The following is a 17,726-nucleotide window of genomic DNA, read 5'->3' on the forward strand; positions in this document are numbered from 1 at the left end:
GACCTGGGACGCAGGTCCTGACCGAGCCCGTCCTCAAGCCGAGGTCTGCTGACCGGTCCGGTCCTTCAGGTTTCGCTCTTGCAGCAGTCGTGCGGTCTGCTCGGACACGGGTGCGGCCAGCAATGCGGTGACCAGGTCGACCAGTCGACTCGTGAACAGCCGGTCGTCCCTGCGAGGGTGGGCGGCGGCACGGGCGGCGAGTTCGGCGTGGCAGAAGCGCAGGGCGGTGAAGCGGGTGTGGAGCATCGTGGTCGACTCGGGACGCAGCAGAGGCTCCACCAGGCGCCGCCAGGCGTAGATGCTTGACCCCTCGTTCGGCACGACGAGCTCTACCAGGGGCTCGGGCCGGTTGAGCAGTTCGGCCACGATCTGCAGGAACTCGCGGCCGCCGCCGGGATCGGCGAGTTTCGCGGCGGCCGGCAGTACCAGGGCGGCGGCGAGGGACCGAAGATCGACGGTGCCGCTGTCCTCGTACTGCTGCAGCAGCACCTCCCGGCGGGCGTCCACCGAAGGGGTGTGTTTGTCGAGTACGGCCCGCAGCAGACCCGCCCGGTCACCGAAGTGGTACTGCAAGGCCATTGCGTTGCGCTGGCCGGCGGCCCGTTTGATCTCGCTGAGCGAGACGCCGTCGACGCCCTTCGCCGCGAACAGCTGCTCGGCGGCGCGGATGAGTGTGCCGCGGGTGTCGCGGGGCTTCCGGCTCCCGGGCGGCGTTGCCGGTTCGGGCGTCTCATGTGCTGTCACGGATGCCCATCGTAGCGCCATCACGCCAGAGTGATACGGTCGCATTAAATGTTAATTCAAGCACCTTGATGCGCGTGGGAGCCCATCCATGTCTTTGGCCTTCGAGACCGACCCCGACTTCCAGCGGCCACTCGACCGGATCGACGCCACCGGTGCCACCCTGCGCTTGGATGGAGGAATCCAGTGAAGGCACTGACGTTCCACGGCCGCCACGACATTCGCTACGGAGACGTTCCCGACCCGGCCGTAACCAGCCCCACCGACGCGGTCGTCCAGATCACCACGGCCGGTATCTGCGGCAGCGACCTGCACATCTACGGCGGCAACCCCTTCAGCCCGGAGCTGGGCTACACCCCGGGACACGAGTGCGTCGGCGTGGTCGTGGACACCGGCAACCAGGTCACCCGCTTCAAGCCAGGCGACCGGGTCCTGGTTCCTGCCTCGGCCGGCTGCACCCTGTGCAGAGCCTGCGCGACCGGGCTCACCGCCAGGTGCGAGCGCGCCCGGTCCTCGACGGACCTCTGCTATGGAGTGAGCCCGCAGCTTCAGGGCAGTCAGGCCCAGGCTCTGGCGGTGCCCCATGCGGAGGTCAACCTGGTCCACCTGCCCGAAGGCATCTCCGACGAGGCCGCCGTCGTCCTCACGGACAACGCCCCCACGGCCTGGTACGGCTGCCGCCGCGCCCGCATCCAGCCCGGCGAAACGGTCCTGGTCATCGGCCTGGGGCCGGTCGGCCTCATGGCCGCACAATCCGCCTTCGCCATGGGTGCCGCCCGGGTGCTGGGCGCGGACCTGGTCGCGGAGCGCCGGGCCTTCGCCGCCACCCTGGGCGTCGAGCCGGTCGAGGGCGAGGACACCCGGGCGGCCGTACGGGAGATGACCGCGGGCCGCGGGCCGGACGCTGTAGTGGAGGCTGTGGGCTCGGACGCCACCATCCAGCTCGCCCTCAAAGCAGTCCGGCAGGCTGGACGGGTCAGCGTCATTGGGGTCAGCCAGAACAAGGCGTTTCCCATCCACATGGGACTGGCCCAGGTCAAGGAGCTGGAGTTCGCCATCGGGATGTGCTCGGTCCACTACGAACTCCCTGCCCTGATCGCCCTCACCCATGCCGGACGGATCACGCCGGAGGTCGTGGTCTCCCACCGCTTCGCCCTCTCCGAAGGCCCTGCGGCGTACAAGCTGTTCGACAGTCGCGCCGACGGTGTCCGCAAGGTCCTTCTCGACCCTGCCCGCTGATCCGCCTTGGTGCTGCCGCCGCGTCACGCACCTCCGTGCCGGCGCGCGGCCGCGGCGAGCAGCGCCGTGACAGTGTCCTCGCCCCGCCAGGCGCTGGATACCATCAAGAACCTCACCAGTGTGACTGTTGCGACCTGGTCGAAGTCCCTGATGAATGGACTGCTGGAACTGCGGCGCGCTGAACTACACCCCCGACTAGTGTGGTGACCACATACGTTTGCCGGGTCTGGTGACACGTGGCCGACCCGCCGAGTTCGGTGAAGCCGGCTGCGCTTGGGCGTTCGCAGCCCTCACCTCACCCGCGATGAAAGCCATTACGGTCCTTGAGCTTGACCTTGACGCCAGGGTCGAGGCTTAGCCTCCCGACCATGGAAGAGACGAACACCCTTCGCGGCCGGGCAGTGCTCATCACCGGGGGAGGCACCGGGATCGGCCGTGCGACGGCCCAGCAGTTCGCGATGTGCCCGCTCAAGGGAGGCCAACTGGCGGCGGGGCCCACCGCCAAGGCTGGCGGCCCCCTCCGGTCCCCTCCAAGGCGAGGCTGTGCCCGCCTGCGTGACCGTCGCCGCTGCTGGCCTCATGTCCGTTCTGCCCTTGGCTGCCGCCTGTCCGGGACAAGCTCCGGACAGGCGGTGAGCGGGCCGGACAGAGGGCCGCCGTCCCGGACAGAGCCCAGGCCTTGACGAGGTTTCGTCGGCACAGCCAACTGGCTCCTAGCTCAAACGACGGCAAAGGGGACAGACGATGAAGAGTGCAGTGAGACGACGATGGTGGACGGGTGCCGTCTTAGCAGGGTTACTTCCCCTGCTGACCGGGATGACAGCTCCTGGCGTACTGGCGGACGAGACCGGCCCTCCAACCACGCGATCGCAGGCAACCGTCACCTCCGCCCGCGAAGATGGGACTTGGCGGATCGAACCCGTCATGGGCGCGGTGGAAAATGTGGAGAACCTGCGATCCGTTCCGCAGGGCAAGGGCGCGAGTGGTCCTCAACAGCTCGTCCAGGAGGCCAGGGAGCGTAGCGACCATGCCTACGCCGACACTTCAAAGGTGGACTTGACACAGGAGGGCGCCAAGGCAGAGGCTCTGGCACCGCCGAGCCAGCTGGGGCAGAAGCCGCCGTCCAAGAAAACAAAGCAGTGTCTGGCGAAGCAGACGTCGAACACCGTATGGGGGGAAACCTACGATCGCTGGATGTGGTGCCAGAAGTACCGGATCGGCTTCAAGTACTACCTGAAGGTCAACAACCGGGACGTGTACAAGGGCAGCGTCAGCCTGGCCTACAACATGGTCACCGTGGGGCACGGCAAGACCCGCACCGCCCGGACCTACTTCCAGGCCCGGCAGGGGTCGGTGGCGTACGACGACTGGAACCTGGTGGACCGTTACGCCACGGCTCCCTACCTGAACTTCTCCGTCATCGCCGAGTGCATCCAGGACGCCAAGTACTGCCAGACCGTCCGCGGTGCAGCTGAGCACACCTGGGAAGACTGGGATGTCCACAAAGAGTGGAAGTACTGGGACACCTACTCGCACGAGGAAGCCAGCACCGCGAAGGACAAGGTCCTCTTCCACCAGTGGCACCTGCGCTGGAAGGGGGGCGGCAACGGCTACCACGGCCCGGACGGCACGACAGCAGAACGTACGATCCGCTGCGACTCGGCAAACTACTTCCAGAGCTTCGGTGTTCGGTACCCGAAGGCCTGCGTGAACTACGACGTTGTGCCGCGCCTGACCTACCGGATCAGCGACGCCCGAGTCCGTGGCGTGGCCCGTCACATACGAACTGCGCAGAACGAGCCGACGAAGACTTACCCCATCGAGTTCGACCCCAAGGTCATCCCGGGGAAGTTCACCGGTACCCGAGATGACCGAGGTCTGCGCCGTGTACCGGACAACGGTGTGGAATCAAAGGCCAACGAAGACATCAAGAAAACCGCGTGCGAGCGTAAGGCCCCTTACGAGGGCTGGCGCGGCCTGCCCCCGTTCAACACCAAAACGCACGACTGCGACGAGTATCCCTTCGCATCCACCGCGGAAGGTGCGGCGAGCTGGGACTGGGCCTTCTCCGTACGCGCCGTCCCCTACAGCGAGAACAGGGCGGCAGGAGCACTGCTGACCTGGTACTACTTCAGCGATCGCATCCTGTACGGCCAGGATGAGTTCTGGGTGCAGATCCGGGACTGACCGGCTGCCCCGCCGGCTGTTCCCCGCTGAGCGACCCCCGGCCCATCGGGGCACCCGCCCGCCCGAGGAACGCGCGCTCGACGATGCCTCCCAACGGCGGCGGCATCGTCGAGCCGACAACCGATTCCTCGACGAGGCACGAGAGACCGCTGACCCGGTCCGACTGATGCGCTTGTACGGCATCACGTCGCACACCGCGATCCACTACCTCCGCGCCGCCCACCCCGAATGCTTCACCATCGACCCCACCCAGGCGTGAGCCTTACTGACGCCGCTGGCCAAGGACACAGAACTCGTTGCCTTCGGGATCTGCCAATACAACCCACGATTGATCACCCTGGCCAATGTCAACACGCTGCGCGCCATGAGCCACCAGACGAGCCACCTCGGCGTCCCGGTCATCAGGCCTGAAGTCGAGATGCAGTCGGCTCTTAACCTTCTTGCTCTCATCAAGCCGGACGAAATCCAACCCCGGCAGGCGATCCGGCTCCGGGCGGATCTCGAACTCCTCATCAGAGGAGTGGACCACAACCCAACCAAGAGCCTCGGCCCACCACTGCCCCAAGGCCACCGGATCTACCGAGTGAACAATTACCTGTTCCCATTCCAAAGTCATCCGCCTAGCTTAGGGCCTGTCCGGCGGATCATGTGACTACTAGGCTGCGACGATGGAACGCGTAGCCGACGTGCCCGAGTGCTTTGCCCAGTCTGCAGATTGGGACCAGGTGAATGACTACGACAGTTTCGCCGAGGCGTACTCGGCGGAGAACGAGAACAACCTCGTGAACGCGCACTACGAGCGGCCCGCGATGTTGGCCCTCGCCGGAGACGTCGCCGGCCGTAGGATCCTGGACGCCGGCTGCGGCTCGGGCCCCCTGTCCGCTGCACTACGCGACCGCGGTGCAGTCGTCACCGGCATCGACGCCAGCGCCGGGATGCTGGCGTTGGCCAGGCAGCGGCTCGGTGACGACGTAGCCCTGCACGTGGTCGACCTGAGCGACCGCCTGCCGTTCGCCGACGGTGCGTTCGACGACGTGGTCGCGTCGCTGGTGCTGCACTACCTGGAGGACTGGGGGCCGACGCTGGCCGAGTTGCGGCGAGTGCTCAGGCCCGGCGGCCGGCTGATCGCGTCGGTGGACCACCCTTTCGTGGCCTACACGATCCAGGATCCTCGGCCCGACTACTTTGCGACCACCAGCTATACCTTCGACTGGACGTTCAACGGGCAGTCCGTCCCGATGAGGTTCTGGCGCAAGCCATTGCACGCGATGACCGATGCCTTCACCACTGCCGGTTTCCGCCTTGCCGTCATCAGCGAGCCACAGCCCGACCCGGCCGCCCGTGAGCTGTTCCCCGACGACTTCCATGACCTCTCGACCAAAACCACCTTCCTGTTCTTCGTCGTCGAGGTACCGCCGTCGGTTACCGGCTCGGACGACTAGCGCCTGCCGTCGACCGTCGCCACCGCCATCACCGGGCCGCCATGGCCGGTGAGGGAACGCAGCAGCCGATGGTCCACCAGCGAGCCGCTCGCCCAGTCCACGACCCACTCGGAGTGCGGCTCCCCAGGCACATCCGCAGTCGTCACCACGCGGCCAGATCGCCGTCCCCCAGCCGGGCCGCGTCCAACGCCAACAGCTGCCGGCGCTGGGCTGCCCCCATTGTCCGATGCATGCCAGCAGAAGCCCTGTACACCGCCGCGGCGAACCGAGCTCGCGAGTCACCCGCCCGATCCAACACCCTGAACACTTGCCCCGGTTCGGCCGAGACCAGAAGCCCGGGATCCGAATCCCAGTCATCCGCCGCGGCGGATTCACCACCCGGGCCGCCGTCCCGCAGCTCATCAGATTTGACCCGAACCGTATCCGCTCCCACTGACACACCGCCCCGCCCTGACACGTACTGGACACTCGCCCTGACAGCCCACCGCCTTGACGCAGCGATTGTCTGTTGTGACGTCAGCCGCTGGTCGCCGTCATGACGGTGGCCGTCCGTGCTTCCGCCCAGTCCTGCCTGCCGCCCAAGGTGAGGCCGGCGATCGGGGCCGGGACGCGGGACGGTAGGAGCTGCGGCCGGCTCACACTGACAGAAGTGTCTACGGGTGGTTCACGATTCTGCCTACGAAGGTCGCAAGGCGGGCCCGAATCCGACGTTCGGTCATGTGGCAGTCGATGACGAGGTGTTCGACAAGGTCGGCGCGGGTGGCGGCCAGCAGTGCGTGGGCAGTGAAGTCGCTGTCAGTGCTGCCCGGGATCTGCCCCAGCGTCATCATGACTGCAGCCGAGGAAGGCCGCGTAGGGTTCGTCGACGCCGACGACATCGCGGCGGTCGCCGCTCAGGCTCTCACCGGCGAGCGCGCACCCAACACCGATCTGGTGATCACCGGGCCCCAGGCGCTGAGCTACGACGACGTCGCCGACGTCATCACTCACGTCACGGGCAGGAAAGTGACCCATCAGAAGCTCACGTACGAGCAACTGCGCGACCGCCTGGCCGCCGTCATCCCCGAGGAGTTCGCCGCACTGCTCGCCGGAATGGACCGCGACATCGCGTGCGGAGCGGAAGACCGCACCACCGACACCGTCGAGCGGATGACCGGTCACCCGGCCCGGAGCATCCGCGCGTATGCCGAGAAGGAGATGCGGTGAGACGAATGCGGCTCAGGCGCAAGGAGGCTTGACCGGGACCGCCCCCAGGGGCAGACCGGATCCTCGCGGAACTACACAGAGCGGTCACCGCACACGACGCGGGTCAGCTCACGAGGGAACGTGCGATGCGGAACCCCACGTCGTCGACCTGGAAGGTCGGGTGACTGCGGCGCCGCGCGGACGCCCGGCAGCTCCAGTGCTCGTCGAACCAGCCACCGCCACGGAGCACCCGGTAGATGCCGTAGACCTCGGCGTCGTAGATGTCCCAGCACCAGTCCCAGACGTTGCCGAGCATGTCGTAAAAGCCCCACGCATTGGGCCGCTTGCCACCCACCTCGTGGATTCGCTCGTGCGAGTTGCCCCGGTACCAAGCGATCTCGTCGAGCGGTCCGTAATGCGGTCCGGTCGTACCGGCACGGCAGGCGTGCTCCCACTCGGCTTCGGTCGGCAGCCGGTATCCGTCGGCGGATGCGTCCCACTCGATGCCTTCGCCGTCGGCATGGACGTGGTAGGCGGGAGTGAACCCGTCGCGTTGGGACAGGACGTTGCAGAACCGGACCGCGTCCCACCAGGAAACGCCTTCGACGGGCAACCGGTCCCCGTCGGCGGTGCTCGGCCGCAGGCCGGTGATCTCTGCGTACAGCGCCTGGGTGACCGGGGACGCCGCGAGCCGGTAGGGCGCGAGCTCGACCGACCAGCTGCGCTGCGTCCGCCGGTCCGACAGTGTCAACTGCCCTGGCGGGACAGCGATCATCCCGAAATCCGTACTCACGTCCATGGTAGGCAAATCTATCGTCATCCGTCCTGGCCGCGTGCGAGAGCCGCTTGCGCACCGTGAACAGCAGGCCGCGGTCCTACGCACCGCGGCCTGGTGGGCCTTGGCCGTTGCACGCCAGGAACGCCTTCTCGCATCGAGCCACGGCTGGGACGAGCGCCTCCGGGGCCGGCTGACCGGGGCCCGACGCCCGAACCGTCATACCTCGTCCCGCACCGCACACCGGCGCGCACGGCCGGGGCCCCCATCCTTCGCACCGTACAAGGGACGAAGCGCAACGGGCCGCTGCGGCCCGCCGCCAAGGGCGACCACAGCGGCCCCGAAGCTGATCACCCCGTCAGCCGCCACGTCCTGAGCGAGGCTGCCGATCGAGGCACCTGACGTTGCTCATCCCCCGTTGCGCACGCCGAGTTGGGCAAGGAGTTGGACGCCCTGCCCGCTCAGGTCCAGGTGGAGAAGGCGCGTTCGGCGGATGCGTAGTCGCCGTTCCACACCCGGAGCCAGTCGCGCCGCAGGCGCCGAGCCGCCGTCGGTTCAGTCGGAGTCGTGGTGCGCGCGCAACCGAGTGGCCTTCGTGCGCTCGCGGGTGCTCCACTAGGTTGTCCGATACAAAAGATTGCCTCGTTGCACTTTTTTATTGAGTGTGCTTTTTTTGATGCTGTCACCGGTGAGGCGCTGTCCTGATCTGCCCGCCGGAGTCCCGTCTCTGCTCGTCCCCTGCAACCACGGCCGGCGTCCTGCTCGCGATGCTGCCGACGAGTCGGCCCACCGCCCCGAGCCGGATACGGCCCCGGCAGCCGGCTGACCCCCTGTCCTCCTGACTCCGCCCGCCTACTCCTCCAAGAACGGAGCGCCTCATGACCGCGCCCACCACACCCCGCATCGCCATCATCGGCGCCGGCCCGGGCGGCCTGACCTGTGCCCGCATCCTCCAGCGCCACGGGGCCACCGTGACCGTGTACGACCTCGATGCCGACCGCACCTCCCGCAATCAGGGCGGGACCCTCGACATGCAGCCCGGCTCCGGCCAGGTCGCCCTGCGCGCCGCCGGTCTCATGGACGAATTCGCCAAGCACTCCCGCCCCGAAGGACAGCAGATGCGTCTGCTGGGCCGTGACGCCGCCGTCCGCTTCGACGCGCTTCCCTCGGAGGCCGCCGAGGGCGAGGGCAACCCCGAGATAGACCGGGGCCAGTTGCGCGATCTGCTCCTGGACTCCCTCGCCCCGGGCACCGTGCACTGGGGACACCGACTCACGCACGCCGAACCGCTGGGCGACGGCGCCCACCGCCTGCACTTCGCCCACGGCGCGACCGCCGAGACCGGCCTCGTCATCGGCGCCGACGGCGCCTGGTCCCGCGTGCGGCGCCTCCTGTCCGCGGCCCAACCCGGCTACACGGGTGTCACGTTCGTCGAGGCCGGCCTCAACGACGCCGGCACCCGCCACCCGGCCCTGGCCGCCCTGACAGGCGACGGCACCATGATGGCCCTGGACGACAACCACGGCCTGATCGCCCAGCGCAACAGCGACCAGCACATCCGCATCTACATCGGCATGCGGACCCACGAGGACTGGCACCGGCGGGCGGGGGTCGACCTGGCCGACACCGATACGATGCGCGCCCACCTCCTGGAACGCTTCACCGGCTGGAACGAGCAGTTGCTCGGACTGATCACCGCCACCGACACCGGATACATCAACCGGCCCCTGTACGCCCTCCCCGTCCCCCACACCTGGTCCCACGCACCGGGCGTCACCATCCTCGGCGACGCCGCCCACCTCATGTCCCCGTTCTCCGGCATGGGCGCCAATCTCGCCATGCTCGACGCCGCCGACCTCGCCCACGCGATCAACGGCACACCGACCGTCGACGGCGCCGTCCGCACGTACGAAGAGATCATGCTGCCGCGCTCGGTCGAGGCGGCTCGAGGAGCAGCCGAAGGGCTCGACAGCGCCTTCGCGCCCGACTCCGCGCAGCAGGCACTTGCCCACATGAACGAAAGCCACTGACACCCAGCCGTCGGCCGCCGATGGGGGATCCTGAACGGCCGACGGATCGGGCCCGCGGATCGGGCCGGCGCGCCGCTCAGGACGGTCGGCCGGGCAGTCACGCCGGGTGGTGCGGGTGTGCTTGCCCCCGCACCACCACCCGGCTCAGCGGTTTCGTCACCCGGGAAGAGCGTCCGCATGTCCGCCGAGTCCGGCGTCACGGACGGGCTGCGTCACGCACGGACTACGCTGACGCGAAGCGGCTCAGCGCCGGTGCCGGGGCCCGGCGGCGGGCCGCCGAGCGGCGGGAAGGGCGCGGCCGGGGCGGGCGCGGACACGGGCACAAGACCCGCCAATCAGATCCTCAACAGACCTCGCCAGCTATTGCCTACGCATCAACGGGCCAGGTGACTAGGGCCGGCGCCGCGACCTCGTCTTACGACGCGATCGGGGGCGTCGTGGCGCGGGTCAGACGGTGAGAGCGGGCCAGGGGATGTCGGTTTCGACGGCGGCGGTGTAGTCGACGCCGGGGACAGAGAAGCCGTAGAGGCGGCGGACTTCGTCGCTGAACCAGTCGAGGTCGGCGAGTTCGGTGATGCTGTCGCTGGTGGCGGTGCTCCAGCGTTCGGCGACGGCGTTCTGCACGGCGGGGTCGAGTTCCCAGGTGTCGAGGCGGACCCGGCCCTCGTCGTCAAGGTCGAGGGGGCGGGCGCCGGTCAGCTGGTCCCACAGCTCCACCAGTTGACCGATCGGGGCCACCATCGCGTCGCCGAGGACGCCGCGCAGCAACCCGACGTACAGGGCGATGCCGGGGATGGCGGTGGAGGACTGGGTGACGGCAGCTGCGTTGACCGACGTCACGGCCCGGCCGCCCAGGGTCTTGCCGAGGCGCTCGTCCAACGTGCGTGCGGTGGCTTCCAGGTGGGACTTTGCGGCTCCGATGGTGCCCTGCCGGTAGATCGCCGCGGTGAGCGGCGAGCCGATGTAGGACAGGGCGGCGGTGGCGAAGCCGTCGGCCAGCAGGGACCGGTCGTCCAGGAACGTGATCCACCGTTCCCAGTCGGTACCGCCCATCACCGCCACGGTCTGCTCGATGTCGTCGCCCTCGGCCGGCGCGCTGGTGACCTCCTTCACCTCCGGGGCACCGTACTCGTCGAAGACGAGGGTCTTGGTGGTGTACGGCGAGCCGATCGGCTTGAGGACCGAGGCATATACGTTGCCGGTGTCCGGGTCCGTGCGGCGAGGCGCGGCCACCGAGTAGATCAGGAAGTCGAGTCGCCCCCCAAACCGCTCGGCGAGGAGGTCGGCAACCTGCTCCTTCACCGTGTCGCTGAACGCATCGCCATTGAGGAAGACCATGTCCCGCCCGTGCTGTTGGGCGAGCCGGGCGGTGGCGGCGGTGCGATACCAGCCGGCCGTGCCGGTGCGCCGCGCGGGCGCCTTCTCGAAGCACACGCCGATGCCACGGATACCGACACGGGCCAGGCCCGCGATCGTAGCGGCCAGGCCATACCCGGCGGACGAGCCGATGACCAGAGCCACCGGCCCTTCGCCCCCGGCGGTGACCGGGGCGGGAACGGCCTGCCACATCTCGTCCACCAGCTGTCGGCAGCCGCCAGGATGGGAGTCGAGGAACAGGAAGCCCCGGCTCTTGGGCGCAATCACGCGTTCGCTCACGGTGTGGTGTCCCAGGTGTCGTCACGGACAAGGACGCGGCGGCCGCCTCGGCCACCCCGTCTTGCAAGTCTGCGGCCGTGCGGATGAACACGGTGATCTTGACCGGCACAACGATGTCTAGCCGGGCTTGGAGGGTTCCCACTAGCTCTGGCGGGGGAAGCCGGCGGCACCCCAAGTCCCGTCTCGCGGGGTAGGACCGAACCTGCCGACTGGCAAGAATATCTCGTCCTGCAGGGGCGGATCCGGGAGTGCGTGCGGACCCCGTACGAGGTAAGGCCTAAAGGCGCCATGGGATGGTCTGGAAGCCCTGACGCGGCTTATTGCTTGGCCAGCCAGGTCGGCCGGTTTCAGCCATGTGTTCAGAGTCGCCGTAGCGGCGCCCGGACATGCGCGGGCCCGGCCCGGATCGAATGATCCTGGGCCGGGCCGGATTCGTCTGCCGATCAGTTGAACGTGGCGGCGAACATGGCGGGCTCGTAGGAACCTCACTGCTGGTGCACGATCACGGCGAGCCGGTTGGCCGCGTTGATCAGGGCGACCAAGGAGACCAGCGCGGCGATCTGGTCGTCGTCGTAGTGCTTGCGTACCTGGGCCCAGGTCTCGTCGGACACGCCGTGGTGGGCGTCGGCGAGCCGGGTGCCCTCTTCGGCGAGCGCCAGCGCGGCCCGCTCGGCCTCGGTGAACACGGTGGACTCGCGCCAGGCGGCGACCAGGTTGAGCCGGACCGCGGTTTCACCGGCGGCTGCGGCCTCCTTGGTGTGCATGTCGATGCACCAACCGCAGCCGTTGATCTGGCTGGCGCGCAGCGACACCAGCTCCTGCGTGGACTTCGGCAGCGGCGACTGGTGGATCACCAGGCTGGCGCCTGCGAACCGCTTGGCGAATTTGGCGGCGATCTCGTTGTCGAACAGGTTGAATCGGGCGTCCATGACTTCGTCCCCACTCGTGGTGTTGCACTGGACGAACACGAGATGCCTGCGACCCGCTCCTTGTGACGAGGCGGTCGTGTGACGTGCGCCACCGCTCGCGGGTGTCACAAAGCTGCGGGGTCCGGCGTCTTGTGCGCGTGGCAACGTCGAGAGCGAACAGGCAGGAGCAGCCGGTGAAGAGAGAGCACAGCGAGCGCACACAGGACACGGCCGGGCAGCTCGCCGGCAGCGGACGCGCGGACCCCGCCACCGAGGCGTTCGTCGCCCATCGCAACCTGCTGTTCACCGTCGCCTACGAGATGCTCGGCTCGGCCGCCGACGCGGAGGACGTCCTGCAGGAGACCTGGCTGCGGTGGGCTGGTGTCGATCTCGGCACGGTGCGGGATCAGCGTGCGTACCTGGTCCGGATCACCACGCGCCAGGCGCTGAGCCGGCTGCGTACGCTCGGCCGCCGCAGGGAGTCCTACGTCGGCCCCTGGCTTCCCGAGCCGCTGCTCACCGCCCCGGACGTGGCCGAGGACGTCGAGCTGGCCGACAGCGTCTCGATGGCGATGCTCCTGGTGATGGAGACGCTCACGCCGACCGAGCGGGCGGTGTTCGTGCTGCGCGAGGTGTTCGACCTCGGGTACGACGAGATCGCCGAAGCCGTCGACAAGAGCCCGGCCGCGGTCCGCCAGATCGCGCACCGGGCACGGGCACACGTCGCGGCGCGCCGGCCGCGCGGGATCGTTTCCCCGACCGAGACCCGGGACGCGCTCGATGCGTTCCAACGGGCGGCCGAAACGGGCGATCTGCAGAGCCTGCTCGACATCCTCGCGCCGGATGTCGTCTTCCTGGGCGACGGTGGCGGAATCAAGCAGGCCGTCCTGCGGCCCATCGTGGGGGCCGACAAGGTGGCCCGCCTGCTGGCCGCCGGGCTGGGCAGGATCTCCCCAGGGTCGCTGCGGCCAGCACAGGTCAATGCCTACCCGGCGCTGATTCTCCAGCTCAACGGCGCGATCGACACCGTCGTGGCGGTGCGCATCGACGACGGCCTCATCACCGGGCTCTACGCCGTGCGCAATCCCGAGAAACTGTCGCACATGCAGCGGGAGACCGCCCTGCGCCGCTGAGCTCGGGGCCCCCTCGAAAACGAACACAACCGACAGCACCACATGCGCGTCGCTGCCGGCGCAGGCGCAGCCATCGCCCCACCGCACGCTTTCGTATGCATCAACAACCCGAACAGGCAAGCAACTCCCTACTCGTCGCGGCGGTTGGAAGCGACCTCGCCGCCCTGGCCGCAGGCGATGACGGCGCCGACGCCGTAGGACGCCTCCATCACGTTCACGCCCTCCTCGATCTCCCGCTCCAATTCCCGGGCAGCCACCGTCGTTTGCCGCTGGTGACAGCGTTCCTGCCGGCACCCCTACTCGCCGCCGCCGAACTTCCCCACTCGCTTGAGAGCCGGATCAAGTGACGCGAGGAGTACGGATGGTCGGTTTCAAGGCTCTGACCGGAATTCCGTGAATGATCTCGAGGGAGCCTCAGACTCACTGTGTTGCCGCTGGGAGCAGCCCGCTGAGGTCGAGCAGCTCGTGTAGGCGTTCAGCGGGCAGGTTCGGGTTGGCTGCGGCTCCTTCGGCATGCTCCGGAGCGTCGAGGAGCGATGAGATCAGGTCGAGGGGAAGGAGTGGGTTGGCAGCCGCGGCTCGACGAACGCGCGGCTCGGGGTCGGCAAGCAGGTGGACGGGCGGCTGGGCCAGGCTGGTGTCGGCGGCGGCCAGGGCACGGATGTCGGGGTCGTCGTGGTCGAGGAGGTGGTGCAGCCCGGTGCGGGGCAGGCGGGGAAGCGTGAGCAGGTAGGGGCGTTGGCGTGGCGTGGCGATGAAGGCGTCGAGGATGATCTTGGGCGGCGCGAGCGGGTGGTTGTAGGCCAGCAGGTGGCGTACGTCGGCGTCGTGGTCGTCAGCCAGGCGGTGCACCAGCTCCTCGGGCAGCCGGGGGCAGGTCGCGGCAACTTGGCGCAGCAGGGGATGCGTGGATGCGGCGCACGATTCGTACCAGCTCGTCTCCGGCTCGATGAGCATCTCGCCGACAGGGCCGATGCTCTCGGCTGAGTGGCCGATGATCCGATCGATGGCACCACACTCCGGCCAGGCACGCGGGAGTGGTTGCAGCAGGGCTCGGGTCCGCACGGTGTCGTCCGGGTCCTGGGCCAGTTCTGCCAGCAGCGCCGGATCCAGATCAGCTCTGGCGGCGACTCGTTCACGCACGTGGGGATCGGGGTCGCGCGCGAGGCGGGTGACGACATCGCTGGGCGTGTGGGGGTTATGGGCCAGCGCCCACAGGTCGCGCCGGTCCGCGAGGCACCGCTCAGCCACGGTGCGGGAAACTGCATAGTTGACGAGCAGGAGGCCCCGGTGGTGGCAGTCACGCTCCGGCAGGTCCGCTTCCATCGCCGCCGAGTCCAGAATCCGGCTGTGACCGCGCGCGGCCTCGCGCACCGCGGGAGCCGGGTCGGCCAGGAGCGCATCGCGCTGCCTGGGGGTGAGCCACAGCCACAAGCCCGCGGCCTGGGCACGCAGTTCGGGGTTCGGGTGATCGAGCATCCTGCGGCGGAACGACCGCGAGATCTGCCCGGAGAATTCCAGTTCCTGCCTGATCTCGTCTGCGGTGAGCACCTGGCCCTGGCTGTTGTCGTCCTGCGCGGTCAGAAGGGTTTCCAGGACGTCGTCGGGCAGCGCCTCGGCCATGCCCAGGCGGGCGCGAGGGCCTGAGGCAAGGTCCGCACGGACGAGAGCGTCAGAGTCGTTGACCAGTCGGCCACGCTGCTCGGGAGCCGCGCGTCGGTTGCGGGCGAAGCCGCGGCGGACTTCCCGCTCAGGGTGCGTGACCACTGCCTCGACAACGTCTGCGGGAAGGTGGCGATCCTCGCAGAGGATCGTCCAGACGGCGCGTGCCTGCGCGGTCAGTAGACGCAGCAGAACCTCGGACGGCGCACCCGGGTTGGCTGCGACGCCGCGCAACCACAGTTCTGGAAGAACGGGGGAGGACATCGGGACATCGTGGCAGTGATCAAGGCGCCACGTCGACAGGCATCGTCGATCTTGTACGGCTCCAGACCCCTCCATAAAGATCATTCACGGAACTGCGATCAGAGCACCGAAAATGGCTCTGACCGCGTTTTTCGTGAACAGGCGCACTGGCAAGTGGGTGCTGTCCCTCACCCTGTCAGTAGGCTCACGACGTGACGGATCACGGCATTGAGTTCCCGGTCTTCCGACTTCATGTTGTGCCAGCGGTTCTCGCCCTTGCGAGTCCCTCGTGGCAGCGCGATGTCTGGCTGCGGCCGGAGGAGTTCGAGGACCTGGACTACGTGGTCACCGTTCTGTTCGACGACTTCTGCAACGCAGACGATCCCGCGCCGTGGCTGGGCAAGAGCCTGCGGACCGAGGAGGAAGTCGCACTCATGAAAAAGCTGGGCGAGGTCTACTCGACCGTGCAGGAGGAGGTAGGTCGCGGTGCCCCGGACGAGGTCTATCTAGATGCTCCAGCATGGAGCCACGTGATCGCAGTAGCGGGCAGGTTGGCTCAGGTGATGGTCACCAATGACCTCCAAGTTGCGGCTCTCCTGCATGAACAACTCAACCTTCCTCACCATCAGAGGCCCACTGAAGGGGCATCGACGGCTGAGTGAGGATGCGAGTGCGGAGGAGTTCGAACGAGGCCCGGCCATACACGGCTCGCTTGAGCGTCTTCACCCGGTTCACGTGCCCTTCGACAACTCCGGAACTCCAAGGGAGGGTGAGGCCGGCGGTGACGGCGTCGAGGTCCTGGCGGAGGGAGCCGGCGAAGCCCTGCATCGGCTTCGGGGCACCCCGCTCGGCTTGGCGGATCCACTCCAGAAGCAGGAATCCGCGCCGGTGACGGACGAGATCGGCGAACGCGCGGGCGAGGTCGCAGGCCCGGGTAATGTCCGGGCAGGCGAGCCGGACCTCCAGAAGTCGCTTGTCCTGGCTCTCTGTGAGGGTGTCACGGGGCCGCATGATCCATGAAGTGATCTTGCGCGGACTGGGGATGTCGGCCCGGACCGGCTCGGCGGTGCCTGCCCGCAGGGCGGCGAGGTGCTTGCGGACAACCTGGCGACTGTCTCGGTAACCGCGCTCGTGGATCTCCAGGAACAGGCGGGTGCCGCTGACCTGGCCCTGGGTCTCGGTGAAGCGGGCGTTGAGGTATGCCTTGAACGGCTCCAGCACGCCGTTGGGGCGGCGGTCGCTGGCAGAGGCCAGCAGCTCGTCGAGGTCGGTGTCGCGGAAGCGGCGTACGGTCTTGCGGTCGAGGTTCAGACGGCGGCCGATGGCACTGATCGTCCAGCCCTTCTCCACCAGGCGGTGGACGTCCTCGAAGCGGTGCCGTGTGCGCTCGATGATCTGGGTGCGGGGCAGTTCCGGCACCGGCAGTTCCATCGGGACCGGTTCCGGCACGGTCGGCTCCGTCTCCTGCCCTGCGTGTTTGCGCAGGCAGTTGCGGTGCTGGTGGCAGGTCTTCTCCACTGCGGCGGACAGGTTCTGCAGCAGGTGCCAGCGGTCTGCGACTTCGAGGGCGTTGGGGGCGGCTTCCTTGACCGCCTTCGTGTAGGCGGTGGCCCGGTCACGGCAGATGATCTCCGCGCCGGGATGGTCCTTGAACCAGACCGCGAACGTCTCCGAGGTGCGGTTGGGCAGCACGTCCACGACCCGGCCGGCCTCGACGTCGACCAGGACGGTGCCGTAGGTGCAGCCCTTGCGGAAGGCGAACTCGTCGACCCCCAGCACCCGCGGGGCGCGGCTTTGAACCGGCGGCGCCGTCAGCAGCCTGAGCAGCCGTGTCCGGCCCGCGGCCAGCCGCAGGCTCCGGCACAGGCGTGCCGCCGGACGGCCGCCCAGCTCCACCGCGATCGACCGTAGCCACCCCGTCAGTCCGGTGCTCGACCGGCGGTGCCGCTCGGTCAGGCCCGGCACCTGCTCCACGAACGTCTTCCGGGAACACCTCTTCCGGTCGCAGAAGTACCGGCGCACCCGCAGCCGTACCACGACGCGACGTGAGCCCAACGGTCTTTCATCCAAGGTTCGTTGGTAGGTGCTCTGCACGCGTCTCGCCTGCTTCCGGCAGTCCGGGCACCGGCCCGGCCGACCGGTGGACACCGCCTCCACCACCAGGGCGCCGCAGGAGTCGCTGACACGCTCCACTCGCACACCGATTCCGGGAAACAGCACATCCTCAACCGTCTTGCTCGCCACGGCAGGAAACACACTGCCGAAACGATCCCCCGTTCCCGCCGCTGACCTGGCGATTCACGGAACTGCGGACAGAGCCGGTTTCAAGAAACGCCATCACAACCCGGAGGCCCGCCGCACCCAGGCCACGCGTCGTCAACTTCGGGGATCGGCTCACCCTCGCAGTGACTGCGCGCCAACTGGGCTCCGCACTGCCGCACCTGCACCGGACGGCCGGCTGGAAGTCCTTGTTCAGGTTGATGGGATGACTCCAGTCGGCGAACCGCGCGACGACGGACAGCAGC

General features: G+C 68.2%; 16 protein-coding genes and 1 pseudogene. 7 read left to right on the plus strand and 10 right to left on the minus strand.

Annotation, left to right across the window (positions count from 1 at the left end; translation table 11 throughout):
• Positions 1 to 33 precede the first annotated feature (33 nt).
• Entirely contained in the window at positions 34 to 744 is a 711-nt protein-coding gene (locus tag OG729_RS01715) for a TetR/AcrR family transcriptional regulator (RefSeq protein ID WP_405803785.1), read from the minus strand.
• 183 nt (positions 745 to 927) lie between these two features.
• Here OG729_RS01715 and OG729_RS01720 point away from each other — a divergent pair, with 183 nt between their 5' ends.
• Together OG729_RS01720 and OG729_RS01725 are read left to right on the plus strand one after the other, a co-directional pair.
• Positions 928 to 1,980, plus strand: a complete 1,053-nt coding sequence (locus OG729_RS01720; RefSeq protein WP_405803786.1) for an alcohol dehydrogenase catalytic domain-containing protein — start codon at positions 928 to 930, stop codon at positions 1,978 to 1,980.
• A gap of 744 nt (positions 1,981 to 2,724) precedes the next feature.
• Positions 2,725 to 4,167 (plus strand): NucA/NucB deoxyribonuclease domain-containing protein, encoded by a 1,443-nt coding sequence (locus OG729_RS01725; RefSeq protein ID WP_405803787.1) that lies wholly within the window; start codon positions 2,725 to 2,727, stop codon positions 4,165 to 4,167.
• Positions 4,168 to 4,429: 262 nt separating this feature from the next.
• On the opposite strand, the gene OG729_RS01730 is transcribed toward OG729_RS01725, so the two are convergent.
• A complete protein-coding gene (locus tag OG729_RS01730) occupies positions 4,430 to 4,783 on the minus strand; it encodes a VOC family protein (RefSeq protein ID WP_405803789.1) in 354 nt (117 codons plus the stop codon).
• 52 nt (positions 4,784 to 4,835) lie between these two features.
• Here OG729_RS01730 and OG729_RS01735 point away from each other — a divergent pair, with 52 nt between their 5' ends.
• On the plus strand, positions 4,836 to 5,609 hold the full coding sequence (locus OG729_RS01735) for a class I SAM-dependent methyltransferase (protein WP_405803790.1): 774 nt from the start codon (positions 4,836 to 4,838) through the stop codon (positions 5,607 to 5,609).
• Here OG729_RS01735 and OG729_RS01740 read toward each other — a convergent pair.
• Positions 5,606 to 5,758 carry a hypothetical protein gene (locus OG729_RS01740; RefSeq protein ID WP_405803791.1) on the minus strand — a complete coding sequence of 51 codons (153 nt, stop codon included), beginning with the start codon at positions 5,756 to 5,758 and terminating at the stop codon, positions 5,606 to 5,608. The two genes, OG729_RS01735 and OG729_RS01740, sit on opposite strands and share 4 nt — an antisense overlap.
• A 504-nt stretch (positions 5,759 to 6,262) precedes the next feature.
• Positions 6,263 to 6,439, minus strand: coding sequence for a hypothetical protein (locus OG729_RS01745; RefSeq protein ID WP_360869997.1), 177 nt, complete (start codon positions 6,437 to 6,439; stop codon positions 6,263 to 6,265).
• Between OG729_RS01745 and OG729_RS01750 the strand changes: the two are divergent.
• A pseudogene (locus OG729_RS01750) lies at positions 6,432 to 6,815 on the plus strand (ergot alkaloid biosynthesis protein); the annotation flags it as partial. The gene OG729_RS01745 and the pseudogene OG729_RS01750 overlap by 8 nt on opposite strands.
• Positions 6,816 to 6,918: 103 nt before the next feature.
• Here OG729_RS01750 and OG729_RS01755 read toward each other — a convergent pair.
• On the minus strand, positions 6,919 to 7,593 hold the full coding sequence (locus OG729_RS01755; RefSeq protein WP_405803792.1) for a formylglycine-generating enzyme family protein: 675 nt from the start codon (positions 7,591 to 7,593) through the stop codon (positions 6,919 to 6,921).
• 854 nt (positions 7,594 to 8,447) lie between these two features.
• Between OG729_RS01755 and OG729_RS01760 the strand changes: the two genes are divergently transcribed.
• Positions 8,448 to 9,599: an FAD-dependent oxidoreductase gene (locus OG729_RS01760; RefSeq protein WP_405803794.1), complete on the plus strand. Its 1,152-nt coding sequence runs from the start codon at positions 8,448 to 8,450 to the stop codon at positions 9,597 to 9,599.
• Between the two features lie 447 nt (positions 9,600 to 10,046).
• On the opposite strand, the gene fabV is transcribed toward OG729_RS01760, so the two are convergent.
• Entirely contained in the window at positions 10,047 to 11,255 is a 1,209-nt protein-coding gene (fabV, locus tag OG729_RS01765; RefSeq protein ID WP_405803796.1) for an enoyl-[acyl-carrier-protein] reductase FabV, read from the minus strand.
• A 485-nt stretch (positions 11,256 to 11,740) separates the two neighbouring features.
• Positions 11,741 to 12,184, minus strand: coding sequence for a carboxymuconolactone decarboxylase family protein (locus tag OG729_RS01770; protein ID WP_405803798.1), 444 nt, complete (start codon positions 12,182 to 12,184; stop codon positions 11,741 to 11,743).
• A 173-nt stretch (positions 12,185 to 12,357) separates the two neighbouring features.
• Here OG729_RS01770 and OG729_RS01775 point away from each other — a divergent pair, with 173 nt between their 5' ends.
• Positions 12,358 to 13,296: an RNA polymerase sigma-70 factor gene (locus OG729_RS01775; protein ID WP_405803800.1), complete on the plus strand. Its 939-nt coding sequence runs from the start codon at positions 12,358 to 12,360 to the stop codon at positions 13,294 to 13,296.
• 128 nt (positions 13,297 to 13,424) lie between these two features.
• On the opposite strand, the gene OG729_RS01780 is transcribed toward OG729_RS01775, so the two are convergent.
• Positions 13,425 to 13,553, minus strand: coding sequence for a hypothetical protein (locus OG729_RS01780; protein ID WP_405803802.1), 129 nt, complete (start codon positions 13,551 to 13,553; stop codon positions 13,425 to 13,427).
• A 163-nt stretch (positions 13,554 to 13,716) separates the two neighbouring features.
• Positions 13,717 to 15,222 carry a hypothetical protein gene (locus OG729_RS01785; protein WP_405803804.1) on the minus strand — a complete coding sequence of 502 codons (1,506 nt, stop codon included), beginning with the start codon at positions 15,220 to 15,222 and terminating at the stop codon, positions 13,717 to 13,719.
• Positions 15,223 to 15,413: 191 nt separating this feature from the next.
• Between OG729_RS01785 and OG729_RS01790 the strand changes: the two genes are divergently transcribed.
• Entirely contained in the window at positions 15,414 to 15,863 is a 450-nt protein-coding gene (locus OG729_RS01790) for a hypothetical protein (protein ID WP_405803806.1), read from the plus strand.
• Here the strand turns inward: OG729_RS01790 and OG729_RS01795 are convergent.
• A complete protein-coding gene (locus tag OG729_RS01795; RefSeq protein WP_405803807.1) occupies positions 15,811 to 17,457 on the minus strand; it encodes an ISL3 family transposase in 1,647 nt (548 codons plus the stop codon). The genes OG729_RS01790 and OG729_RS01795 overlap by 53 nt on opposite strands.
• Between the last annotated feature and the right edge of the window lie 269 nt (positions 17,458 to 17,726).

The sequence above is a fragment of the Streptomyces sp. NBC_00210 genome (assembly GCF_045160975.1).
Taxonomy (GTDB): Bacteria; Actinomycetota; Actinomycetes; order Streptomycetales; family Streptomycetaceae; genus Streptomyces.